Source organism: Massilia putida, from assembly GCF_001941825.1.
Taxonomy (GTDB): domain Bacteria; phylum Pseudomonadota; class Gammaproteobacteria; order Burkholderiales; family Burkholderiaceae_D; genus Telluria; species Telluria putida.
In genome coordinates, this window is sequence record NZ_CP019038.1 from 4,793,113 (window position 1) to 4,806,437 (window position 13,325).

At 58.7% G+C, this 13,325-nt stretch carries 6 protein-coding genes, 4 tRNA genes and 4 rRNA genes; 12 read left to right on the top strand and 2 right to left on the bottom strand.

What is annotated here, in order from left to right; all coding sequences use genetic code 11:
• Positions 1–71: 71 nt before the first annotated feature.
• From BVG12_RS23535 to rrf, 5 genes are all read left to right on the top strand, one after another.
• Positions 72–1,600, top strand: a 16S ribosomal RNA gene (locus BVG12_RS23535).
• Positions 1,601–1,682: 82 nt separating this feature from the next.
• Positions 1,683–1,759, top strand: a tRNA-Ile gene (locus tag BVG12_RS23540).
• A 104-nt stretch (positions 1,760–1,863) separates the two neighbouring features.
• A tRNA-Ala gene (locus BVG12_RS23545) sits at positions 1,864–1,939 on the top strand.
• Between the two features lie 226 nt (positions 1,940–2,165).
• Positions 2,166–5,042 (top strand): 23S ribosomal RNA (locus BVG12_RS23550).
• 123 nt (positions 5,043–5,165) lie between these two features.
• Positions 5,166–5,278, top strand: a 5S ribosomal RNA gene (gene rrf, locus BVG12_RS23555).
• Together the 16S, 23S and 5S rRNA genes with 2 tRNA genes alongside form the textbook arrangement of a ribosomal RNA operon.
• Before the next feature lie 52 nt (positions 5,279–5,330).
• Here rrf and BVG12_RS23560 read toward each other — a convergent pair.
• Positions 5,331–5,756: a VOC family protein gene (locus tag BVG12_RS23560; RefSeq protein WP_075794513.1), complete on the bottom strand. Its 426-nt coding sequence runs from the start codon at positions 5,754–5,756 to the stop codon at positions 5,331–5,333.
• Between the two features lie 37 nt (positions 5,757–5,793).
• Positions 5,794–6,801 (bottom strand): YeiH family protein, encoded by a 1,008-nt coding sequence (locus BVG12_RS23565; protein ID WP_075794514.1) that lies wholly within the window; start codon positions 6,799–6,801, stop codon positions 5,794–5,796.
• 93 nt (positions 6,802–6,894) lie between these two features.
• Here BVG12_RS23565 and BVG12_RS23570 point away from each other — a divergent pair, with 93 nt between their 5' ends.
• The 7 genes from BVG12_RS23570 to BVG12_RS23600 all read left to right on the top strand — a co-directional run bounded on the left by BVG12_RS23570 (position 6,895) and on the right by BVG12_RS23600 (position 13,233).
• A complete protein-coding gene (locus tag BVG12_RS23570) occupies positions 6,895–7,785 on the top strand; it encodes a LysR family transcriptional regulator (RefSeq protein ID WP_075794515.1) in 891 nt (296 codons plus the stop codon).
• A 105-nt stretch (positions 7,786–7,890) separates the two neighbouring features.
• Positions 7,891–9,321 (top strand): aldehyde dehydrogenase family protein, encoded by a 1,431-nt coding sequence (locus BVG12_RS23575; RefSeq protein ID WP_075794516.1) that lies wholly within the window; start codon positions 7,891–7,893, stop codon positions 9,319–9,321.
• Entirely contained in the window at positions 9,305–10,234 is a 930-nt protein-coding gene (locus tag BVG12_RS23580) for an AraC family transcriptional regulator (RefSeq protein ID WP_075794517.1), read from the top strand. The genes BVG12_RS23575 and BVG12_RS23580 overlap by 17 nt, the downstream gene beginning before the upstream one ends.
• Before the next feature lie 14 nt (positions 10,235–10,248).
• Entirely contained in the window at positions 10,249–11,085 is an 837-nt protein-coding gene (locus BVG12_RS23585; protein ID WP_075796522.1) for an alpha/beta fold hydrolase, read from the top strand.
• A 374-nt stretch (positions 11,086–11,459) separates the two neighbouring features.
• Positions 11,460–12,988: ribosomal RNA gene (locus BVG12_RS23590) — 16S ribosomal RNA — on the top strand.
• Positions 12,989–13,069: 81 nt separating this feature from the next.
• Positions 13,070–13,146 (top strand) — tRNA-Ile (locus BVG12_RS23595).
• 11 nt (positions 13,147–13,157) lie between these two features.
• Positions 13,158–13,233 (top strand) — tRNA-Ala (locus BVG12_RS23600).
• Positions 13,234–13,325: the final 92 nt, after the last annotated feature.

Genomic DNA, 13,325 nt, shown 5'->3' on the forward strand with positions numbered 1-13,325 from the left:
GTTGCTCAGCAATGAGTAACGGTCAGTATTTTGAGTGAGCGACATGACACGAAAGTGTCAAAACAGAGATTAAACTGAAGAGTTTGATCCTGGCTCAGATTGAACGCTGGCGGCATGCTTTACACATGCAAGTCGAACGGCAGCGCGGGGCAACCTGGCGGCGAGTGGCGAACGGGTGAGTAATATATCGGAACGTACCCAAGAGTGGGGGATAACGTAGCGAAAGTTACGCTAATACCGCATACGATCTACGGATGAAAGTGGGGGATCTTCGGACCTCATGCTCCTGGAGCGGCCGATATCTGATTAGCTAGTTGGTGAGGTAAAGGCTCACCAAGGCGACGATCAGTAGCTGGTCTGAGAGGACGACCAGCCACACTGGGACTGAGACACGGCCCAGACTCCTACGGGAGGCAGCAGTGGGGAATTTTGGACAATGGGCGCAAGCCTGATCCAGCAATGCCGCGTGAGTGAAGAAGGCCTTCGGGTTGTAAAGCTCTTTTGTCAGGGAAGAAACGGGGTCGGCTAATATCCGACTCTAATGACGGTACCTGAAGAATAAGCACCGGCTAACTACGTGCCAGCAGCCGCGGTAATACGTAGGGTGCAAGCGTTAATCGGAATTACTGGGCGTAAAGCGTGCGCAGGCGGTTTTGTAAGTCTGACGTGAAATCCCCGGGCTTAACCTGGGAATTGCGTTGGAGACTGCAAGGCTGGAGTCTGGCAGAGGGGGGTAGAATTCCACGTGTAGCAGTGAAATGCGTAGAGATGTGGAGGAACACCGATGGCGAAGGCAGCCCCCTGGGTCAAGACTGACGCTCATGCACGAAAGCGTGGGGAGCAAACAGGATTAGATACCCTGGTAGTCCACGCCCTAAACGATGTCTACTAGTTGTCGGGTCTTAATTGACTTGGTAACGCAGCTAACGCGTGAAGTAGACCGCCTGGGGAGTACGGTCGCAAGATTAAAACTCAAAGGAATTGACGGGGACCCGCACAAGCGGTGGATGATGTGGATTAATTCGATGCAACGCGAAAAACCTTACCTACCCTTGACATGTCAGGAACCCTCGAGAGATTGAGGGGTGCCCGAAAGGGAGCCTGAACACAGGTGCTGCATGGCTGTCGTCAGCTCGTGTCGTGAGATGTTGGGTTAAGTCCCGCAACGAGCGCAACCCTTGTCATTAGTTGCTACGAAAGGGCACTCTAATGAGACTGCCGGTGACAAACCGGAGGAAGGTGGGGATGACGTCAAGTCCTCATGGCCCTTATGGGTAGGGCTTCACACGTCATACAATGGTACATACAGAGGGCCGCCAACCCGCGAGGGGGAGCTAATCCCAGAAAGTGTATCGTAGTCCGGATCGCAGTCTGCAACTCGACTGCGTGAAGTTGGAATCGCTAGTAATCGCGGATCAGCATGCCGCGGTGAATACGTTCCCGGGTCTTGTACACACCGCCCGTCACACCATGGGAGCGGGTTTTACCAGAAGTAGGTAGCTTAACCGCAAGGAGGGCGCTTACCACGGTAGGATTCGTGACTGGGGTGAAGTCGTAACAAGGTAGCCGTATCGGAAGGTGCGGCTGGATCACCTCCTTTCTAGAGTGGCACCACGAGCGCAAGCTCGGTCATCAAGCGCCTACGCTTATCGGCTGTTAATAAAGTTAAACGAGAACAGTTCGGGTCTGTAGCTCAGTCGGTTAGAGCACCGTGTTGATAACGCGGGGGTCGTTGGTTCGAATCCAACCAGACCCACCATGGTTATCATCGTCGGGTTTAGTCTGTAAAAATCATCTGGCTCTGCCAGGGATTTTTACCTCGATCCACAAAAAAGTAGATGTGTACTTTTTTGTGATGATTCTGGGGGATTAGCTCAGCTGGGAGAGCACCTGCTTTGCAAGCAGGGGGTCGTCGGTTCGATCCCGTCATCCTCCACCACTCTCTGTTCACTGCATTTATTCAAGCTTGGCAACACTGAGTTTCGATAAGTGTAGTTCTCGTTCTTTAACAATCTGGAAGAAGTAAAGTTTTCTTTAAGCGTTCAATACGTTGAAAAATGTATCGAACACTTAGGGTAGTAATCTGTATGTATCAACAAACAAAGTAAGCTGAATCCTTGTCGATATGACGTTCCCTGACACTCATGCAGGGGCCAACGTTATAGGGACAAGCGAATAAGTGCACATGGTGGATGCCTTGGCGATTACAGGCGATGAAGGACGTAGTAGCTTGCGATAAGCTGCGGGGAGTGAGCAAACACACTTTGATCCGCAGATTTCCGAATGGGGAAACCCGGCCTTTTAGGTCATCGCATACTGAATACATAGGTATGCGAAGCGAACGCGGCGAACTGAAACATCTAAGTAGCTGCAGGAAAAGAAATCAACCGAGATTCCCAAAGTAGTGGCGAGCGAAATGGGATGAGCCTTGTACGTGATAGTCGATCGGATAGTGGAAGTCTTTGGAAACAGACGCCATAGCGGGTGATAGCCCCGTACACGAAATCCGAACGGTGGTACTAAGCGTACGACAAGTAGGGCGGGACACGAGAAATCCTGTCTGAAGATGGGGGGACCATCCTCCAAGGCTAAATACTCGTAATCGACCGATAGTGAACCAGTACCGTGAGGGAAAGGCGAAAAGAACCCCGGGAGGGGAGTGAAATAGATCCTGAAACCGTGTGCATACAAACAGTCGGAGCCTCTTCGTGGGGTGACGGCGTACCTTTTGTATAATGGGTCAGCGACTTACATTCAGTGGCGAGGTTAACCGAATAGGGGAGCCGTAGAGAAATCGAGTCCGAACAGGGCGACAGTCGCTGGGTGTAGACCCGAAACCAGGTGATCTACCCATGGCCAGGATGAAGGTGCGGTAACACGCCCTGGAGGTCCGAACCCACTAATGTTGAAAAATTAGGGGATGAGCTGTGGGTAGGGGTGAAAGGCTAAACAAACCTGGAAATAGCTGGTTCTCTCCGAAAACTATTTAGGTAGTGCCTCAAGTATCACCATCGGGGGTAGAGCACTGTTATGGCTAGGGGGTCATTGCGACTTACCAAACCATTGCAAACTCCGAATACCGATGAGTGCGAGCTTGGGAGACAGACGTCGGGTGCTAACGTCCGGCGTCAAGAGGGAAACAACCCAGACCGCCAGCTAAGGTCCCAAAGATTGGCTAAGTGGAAAACGAAGTGGGAAGGCTAAAACAGTCAGGATGTTGGCTTAGAAGCAGCCATCATTTAAAGAAAGCGTAATAGCTCACTGATCGAGTCGTCCTGCGCGGAAGATGTAACGGGGCTAAGCCAGTCACCGAAGCTGCGGATATGCGCTTGCGCATATGGTAGGAGAGCGTTCCGTAAGCCTGAGAAGGTGTCTTGTAAAGGATGCTGGAGGTATCGGAAGTGCGAATGCTGACATGAGTAGCGATAAAGAGGGTGAAAAGCCCTCTCGCCGAAAGCCCAAGGTTTCCTGTTCAACGTTCATCGGAGCAGGGTGAGTCGGCCCCTAAGGCGAGGCAGAGATGCGTAGCTGATGGGAAGCAGGTTAATATTCCTGCACCGTCGTATGATGCGATGGGGGGACGGATCGCGGAAGGTTGTCCAGCTGTTGGAATAGCTGGTTTTTGACTCATAGAAGGCGCTTAGGCAAATCCGGGCGCGTAATTCAAGGGGTCGAGACGGGTGTCCTTGTGACACGAAGCAATCGGAAGTGGTTCCAAGAAAAGCCTCTAAGCTTCAGTCATACGAGACCGTACCGCAAACCGACACAGGTGGGCGAGATGAGTATTCTAAGGCGCTTGAGAGAACTCGGGAGAAGGAACTCGGCAAATTGGTACCGTAACTTCGGGATAAGGTACGCCCCGGTAGCTTGAATGGTTTACTCCATGAGGGTGAAAGGGTTGCAATAAACTGGTGGCTGCGACTGTTTAATAAAAACACAGCACTCTGCAAACACGAAAGTGGACGTATAGGGTGTGACGCCTGCCCGGTGCTGGAAGATTAAATGATGGGGTGCAAGCTCTTGATTGAAGTCCCAGTAAACGGCGGCCGTAACTATAACGGTCCTAAGGTAGCGAAATTCCTTGTCGGGTAAGTTCCGACCTGCACGAATGGCGTAACGATGGCCACACTGTCTCCTCCCGAGACTCAGCGAAGTTGAAATGTTTGTGATGATGCAATCTACCCGCGGCTAGACGGAAAGACCCCATGAACCTTTACTGTAGCTTTGCATTGGACTTTGAACCAATCTGTGTAGGATAGGTGGGAGGCTTTGAAGCGGGGACGCCAGTTCTCGTGGAGCCAACCTTGAAATACCACCCTGGTTCGTTTGAGGTTCTAACCTTGGCCCGTGATCCGGGTCGGGGACAGTGCATGGTAGGCAGTTTGACTGGGGCGGTCTCCTCCTAAAGTGTAACGGAGGAGTTCGAAGGTACGCTAGGTACGGTCGGACATCGTGCTAATAGTGCAATGGCATAAGCGTGCTTAACTGCGAGACCGACAAGTCGAGCAGGTACGAAAGTAGGACATAGTGATCCGGTGGTTCTGTATGGAAGGGCCATCGCTCAACGGATAAAAGGTACTCTGGGGATAACAGGCTGATTCCTCCCAAGAGTTCATATCGACGGGGGAGTTTGGCACCTCGATGTCGGCTCATCACATCCTGGGGCTGTAGCCGGTCCCAAGGGTATGGCTGTTCGCCATTTAAAGTGGTACGTGAGCTGGGTTTAAAACGTCGTGAGACAGTTTGGTCCCTATCTGCCGTGGGCGTTGGAAATTTGAAGGGGGCTGCTCCTAGTACGAGAGGACCGGAGTGGACGAACCTCTGGTGTACCGGTTGTCACGCCAGTGGCATTGCCGGGTAGCTAAGTTCGGAAGAGATAACCGCTGAAAGCATCTAAGCGGGAAACTCGCCTTGAGATGAGATTTCCCGGAGCCTTGAGCTCCTTGAAGGGTCGTTCGAGACCAGGACGTTGATAGGTCGGGTGTGGAAGTGCAGTAATGCATTAAGCTAACCGATACTAATTGCCCGTACGGCTTGTCCCTATAACCTTGGCAGTCATTGCCAATACAAGGGTTCGGCTGTTTGTTGACACAACAGATTAAAACCACTTCTTCCAGATTCAGAGTGACGCATGCATTCAAGCTGCGGCGCTCGTACAAGTTATGCCTGATGACCATAGCAAGTCGGTACCACCCCTTCCCATCCCGAACAGGACCGTGAAACGACTTTGCGCCGATGATAGTGCTGCAACCAGTGTGAAAGTAGGTTATCGTCAGGCTAGTTATTCCGCAGAAGCCCGCCCAGTTCAGTCTGAGCGGGCTTTTTGCTTTCTACATCCCCGCGCGCTGCGCAGTCGGATGCCCCGCCCGCAACTGCAGCAGATCCCACAAATTCCCGTACAGGTCCTCGAACACGGCCACCGTACCGTACTCTTCCTCTTTCGGATCGCGCACGAACGTCACGCCGTTGCTGCGCAAACGCTCGTAATCGCGCCAGAAATCGTCCGTGTTCAAGAACAGGAATACGCGGCCGCCGGCCTGGTTGCCGATGAACGGTTGTTGTTCCGGCTTCGATGCCTTGGCCAGCAGGAGCGTGGTGCCGGTCCCGCCTGGCGGCGCGACGACGACCCAGCGCTTGTCCTGCGCCGGCTGGTACGTATCGTCCAATAATTCGAAACCGAGTTTGCCGACGTAGAAGCCGATCGCTTCGTCGTAGTCACGCACGACAAGTGCGATGTGGACGATGGATTGCTGCATGGACGCTCCTTGTGATGGATAAAAGGAGGCCAGTGTATCAACGTATCCCCAGCAGCGCGATCAGCCCCCAGCTGATCAGTCCCAGCCCGATCAGCGATACGACGACGGTCGCTGTCACTTTGCCGCCGGCCCGCACGACGGCGCGCGCGTCGACCCCGAGACCCAGCGCCGCCATCGACATGCTGGTCAACCATCCGGAGGCCGCGTGCGCAGGTTCGAGCACCGCGGCCGGTAACGCGCCGGCGGACCGCAGCGTCATCAGGACGAGAAAGCCGACGATGAACCAGGGGACGAGCTGCGCGATAGGCAGCGCTCGACGCCGGCCTCCGTCGCGTCGGAACACCGATAACCCGAGCACGACGGGGCCGAGCATCAGCACCCGCACCAGCTTGACGAGCGTGCCGATGTGCAGGCTCGCCTGCGATACCGGCGCCGCCGCGGCCAGCACCTGTGGCACGGCATACACCGTCATGCCGGTGAAGATGCCGTATTGGAGAGGCGTCAACGCGAACACGCGATCGAGCAGCGGCAGCACAAGCACGACGACGACACTCAGCACCGCGGTGAAGGCGATCGATGATGCGACATCCTTGCCGTCGGCATCGATGACCGGCGCGACGGCGGCGATGGCCGAGTTCCCGCAGATCGAATTCCCGCACGCGACCAGCACGGCCATCTCGTGGGGCAGCCGCAGCAGCCTCCCGACGGCATAACTGAAGACGATCGCGAGGACCACCGCGAGCGCGATCCCGCCCAGCAGCGGCAAGCCGTGCGCGACGATCGCGGCGGCGCTGACGGACGCGCCCAGCAGCATTACCGCCAGTTCGAGGACGGCCTTGGCCGCAAACCGCACGCCGGCGTCGCACGCGGCGGGCACCGGGACGACGGTGCGCACGAGGCTTCCCAGCAGGATGGCCAGCACGAGGCTTTCAAGCCATGCGCGGCCGAACAGTGCGATCTCTCCGCGTTCCAATACCACGGCGGCGCCAGTGACGGCGGCACCGAGAACGAGGCCGGGCACCAGCCGGAGGATTGTATTGTTCATGTTGTATTCCTTGATCGAGCCCGCAGTATCGGCTCGACAGTATCGTTCGGTCCATCTTAAAATTTCGTACAAACCATGTAGAAGAATCGAACAATGACTCTCGACCAGCTCCGCATTTTCGTCGCCGTCGCCGAACGCCAGCACCTGACGCAGGCGGCGGATGTCCTCGCGCTGACGCCGTCCGCCGTCAGCGCATCGATCCGCGCGCTGGAGGAGCGTTACGGCACACCCCTGTTCGACCGGGTGGGAAGGCGCATCGAAGTCAATGCGGCAGGGCGGATCTTTCTCGACGAGGCGCGCGCGACCCTGGCCCGCGCCGCCGGCGCCGAGCGCGTGCTGGTCGAACTGGCGGGACTGGCGCGCGGTGCACTCGCGCTGCAGGCCAGCCAGACCATCGCCAGTTATTGGCTGCCGCCGCTTCTCGTGCGCTTTCGCGCGACGCATCCCCAAATCGACGTGCGGCTGGATATCGGCAATACGCAGTCCGTGGCCGATGCGGTGCGCGACGGGCAGGCCGATCTCGGCCTCGTGGAGGGCGGCGTCGACGACGCGGCGCTCGTCGTCGACAGTGTCGGGCAGGACCGCATGGCCATCGTCGTCGCGCCCGGTCATCCGTGGACACGCAAGCGCAAGTTGACCGTCGCCGATCTGCAGGCGGCGCGCTGGATCATGCGCGAGCCGGGATCGGGCACCCGTTCCGCGCTCGAAGAAATGCTGGTGGAGCAGGGTGCCGACCTGGCCGCGCTGCAGGTCGCGTTGACGCTGCCGTCCAACGAAGCCGTGCGCGCGGCCGTCATGAGCGGAAGCGATGTGGCCGGATTATCCGAACTGGTCGCGGCCCCGTACATCGCGGCCGGGCTGCTGGCCAAGGTCCGCATGCATCTGCCGCCGCGCGACTTCTTCCTGCTGCGTCACCGCGAGCGTTACCGCAGCCGCGCATCCCAGGCGTTCGAGCAACTGGTGCGCTCCGTGCCCGCTGCCTGATCCTCGCAAGATCGGCAGGATCGGGCAATCCTTCGTCAGTATCCTGCTACCGCCGGGTGCGTCCGGGCTCCTATGATGGATTCATCGTTTACGAGGAGTCCAGCCATGAAAACTATCGACACGATCTATATCGACGGCCAGTTCGTCGCCCCGCACGGACGCGAGCCGCTCGTCCTGCTCGACCCGGCCACGGAGCGCGAAACGACCGCCGTGATCCTGGCCGACGAAGTCGACACGCAGCGCGCGGTCACCGCGGCGAAGGCGGCCTATCCGGCCGTGTCCCGCACGACGCGCGACGAGCGCATGGCGTGGCTGCAGCGCCTGCACGACGCCGTCGCCGCCGCCGAACAGGACATCATCGATGTCATGGTCGCGGAATACGGCGGCACGATGGCGATGGCGACGGGCACCGCGCGCCGCGCCGCCGCGTCGTTCGCGATCGCGCGTCGGCTGCTGGCCGAGTACCCGTTCGAGCGCGAAGTCGGCGGGGCGCGGGTGACGATGGTGCCGCACGGTGTCGTCGGCATGATCACGCCATGGAATGCGAGCATCGGCTTCATCGCGAGCAAATTGTCGATGGCGATCGCCGCGGGCAGCACGGCCGTCATCAAGCCCAGCGAACTGAGTGCCGCGCAGACGGCACTCATCACGCGGGTGATGCGCAGCGCGGGACTGCCGCCGGGCGTCTTCAATATCGTCACGGGCCGCGGCGAGGTGGTCGGTGCGGAGATCACGCGCCATCCCGACATCGCCAAGATCTCGTTCACCGGATCGACCGCCGTCGGCAAGGCGATCGCGCGCGGTGCCGTCGACACGATGAAGCGGGTGACGCTGGAACTCGGCGGCAAGTCGCCGACGGTGCTCCTCGACGATGCGGGCTTCACCAAGGCGATGCCGCTGGCGGCGATGGCCGCGGTGATGAACAGCGGCCAGGCGTGCATCGCCGGAACGCGTCTGCTGGTGCCTTTGAACCGCGTCGACGAAGCGCACGAGTTGGCGGTCCGCGCCTTCCGCGATCTCGTCGTCGGTCCGACGGTCGACCCGCGCGTGAACGTGGGGCCGATGGTCACGCGCAAGCAGTACGAGCGGGTGCAGGACTATATCCGCAAAGGGATCGAGGAAGGCGCTACGCTGCTGACGGGCGGTCTGGGCCGGCCGGCGGGGCTGGAGCGCGGCTACTTCGTGCGGCCGACCGTGTTCGGCGACGTCCGCAACGACATGACCATCGCACGCGACGAGATCTTCGGGCCGGTCCTGTCCATCATCCCGTATCGAGACGACGACGATGCCATCGCTATCGCCAACGACACGCCCTACGGCCTACACGCCTATGTGTTCGGCGCGGACCTGGCGCGCGCGAACCGCGTCGCAGCAAGCATCCAGGCCGGGCGCGTGTTCGTGAATGGCTTGTATGATGCACCGGAGGCGCCGTTCGGCGGCTTCAAGCAATCGGGCATTGGGCGCGAGTTCGGCGTCTTCGGCCTGGAAACCTATCTCGAACCCAAAGCGACCATGGGCCATGACAAAGGACTCTGAGTTGACTCTTCTCGGCCAGTTGCGCGGACTGGTCGAAAAAGCGATGCGCGGAGCCGGCGCGGGTGTCCTCGACCTGGCCACCGATCTGCCCTGGCTTTGGCTCGTGCGCCGGCCCGCGCCGACGCCGGCCGGGCGTGGGATCCTGTCGCCGTCCGTGTGCCTGCTCGTGCAGGGCGAGAAGGAGATGCTCGTCGGCCAGCGCGTGCTGCGCTACGGCCCCGGGTGCTATGTACAGGCGGGCGTGGCGATGCCGGTGTCCGGCCAGGTGACGCGTGCCAGCGCAGAGGCGCCGTATTACGGCATCCGCGTCGAGATCGATCCCAAGGAAGTCGCGGCCTTCGTGCTGGAGATGCGGCTGCAGCTGCCGATCGAGGAGGCGGACCCGCCCGCGATCACGGTCGAGCGCGCGGACGAGGCCATGCTGGACGTCTTCGTGCGCCTTCTGCGCCGGCTCGGCCGGCCGCGCGACTTGCCCGTGCTGGGCCGCCTGCTCAAGCAGGAACTGCTCTATCACCTCGTGACGGCGCCAGGCGGCGCGACGTTGAGCCACGGCGTGGTCGGCGGACAGCGTGAGCGCGCCGTCGGCGAGGCCACTCAGTGGATTCGCACGCATTACAACGAACCGCTGAGCATCGACGCGCTGGCGCGCACAGTGCACATGAGTCCATCCGTGCTGCACCGCCGCTTCAAGGCGGCGACCGTGATGAGCCCCCTGCAGTACCAGAAGCAGGTGCGCCTGCTCGAGGCGCGCAAGTCGCTGATGAGCGGCGACATCGAGGCGGCCAGCGTCGCGTATGAAGTCGGCTACGAAAGTCCGTCGCAATTCAGCCGGGAATATCGCCGGTTGTTCGGTGCGCCGCCATTGAAAGATGCGGAGCAGTTGCGGCGGCAACCGGCGGCTGGGCAGCCCTGATGAAGGTGAACGCGATGATCGAAGCAGACCTGGTCCTGGATGATGGGCGTACGCTGCACGTCTACGATCGAGGGCCGACCGATGCAGGACCCGCGGTCTTCTGGCTGCATGGCACGCCCAACGTCGGCGCGCCACCGGAACCGTTGTTTGCCGACGCCGCCCGGCTCGGCCTGCGTTGGATTGGCTACGATCGCCCCGGTTATGGGGGCTCGACATCCCGCGCGGGCCGCGACGTGGCCTCGGCTGCCGACGATATTGTCCGTATCGCCGACCGGTTCGGCATCGAGCGGTTTGCAGTGGTGGGACATTCCGGCGGCGGTCCGCACGCGCTGGCCTGCGCGGCGCTTCTGCCTGGACGTGTGCTGGCGGCTGTCAGCATCGCCGGTCTGGCACCGTATGGCGCCGAGAACCTCGACTGGTTTGCCGGCATGCGGCCGTCCGGCCAGGCGGGACTGCGTGCGGCGCTCGCGGGGCGGGCGGCCAAAGCCGCGCACGAGGCATCGCAGCCGGAGTTCGACCGTGCGCTGTTCACGGAGCGCGACTGGGCTGCCTTGTCGGGGCAGTGGGCCTGGTTCGACAGCGTCGTCGGCCCGGCGCTGGCCAATGGCCCCGGGGGATTGATCGACGACGACATCGCCTACGTGACGCCTTGGGGTTTCGATTGCGCACAGATATCCCGGCCGCTGCTCCTGTTACATGGCGATCAGGATCGCATGGTGCCCAAGGGGCATGGCGAATGGCTGGCGCGGCACTGTCCTGCGGCGGAGCTGTGGTTGCAACCAGGGGATGGGCATATCTCCGTGCTGAGTGCCGCGCCCTGTGCTTTGGAATGGCTGAGGAAACAGGCGTGAACTGGGGCTTGCGGAGCGTGGCGGCGATTGCTATACTGCGCGTCCGCTTCACGACACGTTGAAATCCAAGGAAATCGACGCGACGAAGCGAAAAAAAGAAGTTGACGATCATCGCGAAACACTGCATAATCTCGCTTCTCTGCTGCTGACGAACAAAACGATTCGCAGGCGCAGCAAGGCAGTACCGAACACGAAGTTCTTTAACAATCAACAGTCGATAAGTGTGGGCGTTTGATGAGGTGCCAGTATCGCTTCGGCGATACTGAATGCTTAAATTATCAAATGTTCACGCAAAAGAAATACGTTGCTCAGCAATGAGTGACGGTCAGTATTTTGAGTGAGCGACATGACACGAAAGTGTCAAAACAGAGATTAAACTGAAGAGTTTGATCCTGGCTCAGATTGAACGCTGGCGGCATGCTTTACACATGCAAGTCGAACGGCAGCGCGGGGCAACCTGGCGGCGAGTGGCGAACGGGTGAGTAATATATCGGAACGTACCCAAGAGTGGGGGATAACGTAGCGAAAGTTACGCTAATACCGCATACGATCTACGGATGAAAGTGGGGGATCTTCGGACCTCATGCTCCTGGAGCGGCCGATATCTGATTAGCTAGTTGGTGAGGTAAAGGCTCACCAAGGCGACGATCAGTAGCTGGTCTGAGAGGACGACCAGCCACACTGGGACTGAGACACGGCCCAGACTCCTACGGGAGGCAGCAGTGGGGAATTTTGGACAATGGGCGCAAGCCTGATCCAGCAATGCCGCGTGAGTGAAGAAGGCCTTCGGGTTGTAAAGCTCTTTTGTCAGGGAAGAAACGGGGTTGGCTAATATCCGACTCTAATGACGGTACCTGAAGAATAAGCACCGGCTAACTACGTGCCAGCAGCCGCGGTAATACGTAGGGTGCAAGCGTTAATCGGAATTACTGGGCGTAAAGCGTGCGCAGGCGGTTTTGTAAGTCTGACGTGAAATCCCCGGGCTTAACCTGGGAATTGCGTTGGAGACTGCAAGGCTGGAGTCTGGCAGAGGGGGGTAGAATTCCACGTGTAGCAGTGAAATGCGTAGAGATGTGGAGGAACACCGATGGCGAAGGCAGCCCCCTGGGTCAAGACTGACGCTCATGCACGAAAGCGTGGGGAGCAAACAGGATTAGATACCCTGGTAGTCCACGCCCTAAACGATGTCTACTAGTTGTCGGGTCTTAATTGACTTGGTAACGCAGCTAACGCGTGAAGTAGACCGCCTGGGGAGTACGGTCGCAAGATTAAAACTCAAAGGAATTGACGGGGACCCGCACAAGCGGTGGATGATGTGGATTAATTCGATGCAACGCGAAAAACCTTACCTACCCTTGACATGTCAGGAACCTCCGAGAGATTGGAGGGTGCCCGAAAGGGAGCCTGAACACAGGTGCTGCATGGCTGTCGTCAGCTCGTGTCGTGAGATGTTGGGTTAAGTCCCGCAACGAGCGCAACCCTTGTCATTAGTTGCTACGAAAGGGCACTCTAATGAGACTGCCGGTGACAAACCGGAGGAAGGTGGGGATGACGTCAAGTCCTCATGGCCCTTATGGGTAGGGCTTCACACGTCATACAATGGTACATACAGAGGGCCGCCAACCCGCGAGGGGGAGCTAATCCCAGAAAGTGTATCGTAGTCCGGATCGCAGTCTGCAACTCGACTGCGTGAAGTTGGAATCGCTAGTAATCGCGGATCAGCATGCCGCGGTGAATACGTTCCCGGGTCTTGTACACACCGCCCGTCACACCATGGGAGCGGGTTTTACCAGAAGTAGGTAGCTTAACCGCAAGGAGGGCGCTTACCACGGTAGGATTCGTGACTGGGGTGAAGTCGTAACAAGGTAGCCGTATCGGAAGGTGCGGCTGGATCACCTCCTTTCTAGAGTGGCACCGCGAGCGCAAGCTCGGTCATCAAGCGCCTACGCTTATCGGCTGTTATAAAGTTAAACGAGAACAGTTCGGGTCTGTAGCTCAGTCGGTTAGAGCACCGTGTTGATAACGCGGGGGTCGTTGGTTCGAATCCAACCAGACCCACCAGTTACCAAAATGGGGGATTAGCTCAGCTGGGAGAGCACCTGCTTTGCAAGCAGGGGGTCGTCGGTTCGATCCCGTCATCCTCCACCAACTCTCTGTTCACTGCATTTATCCAAGCTTGGCAACACTGAGTTTCGATAAGTGTAGTTCTCGTTCTTTAACAATCTGGAAGAAGTAAAGTT

Bases quoted from the DNA above. Each gene is read 5' to 3' on its own strand.
- BVG12_RS23575 (WP_075794516.1), top strand. From the start codon at position 7,891: ATGAAAACTATCGACACGATCTATATCGACGGCCAGTTCGTCGCCCCG.
- BVG12_RS23585 (WP_075796522.1), top strand. From the start codon at position 10,249: ATGATCGAAGCAGACCTGGTCCTGGATGATGGGCGTACGCTGCACGTC.
- BVG12_RS23565 (WP_075794514.1), bottom strand. From the start codon at position 6,801: ATGAACAATACAATCCTCCGGCTGGTGCCCGGCCTCGTTCTCGGTGCC.
- BVG12_RS23580 (WP_075794517.1), top strand. From the start codon at position 9,305: ATGACAAAGGACTCTGAGTTGACTCTTCTCGGCCAGTTGCGCGGACTG.
- BVG12_RS23560 (WP_075794513.1), bottom strand. From the start codon at position 5,756: ATGCAGCAATCCATCGTCCACATCGCACTTGTCGTGCGTGACTACGAC.
- BVG12_RS23570 (WP_075794515.1), top strand. From the start codon at position 6,895: ATGACTCTCGACCAGCTCCGCATTTTCGTCGCCGTCGCCGAACGCCAG.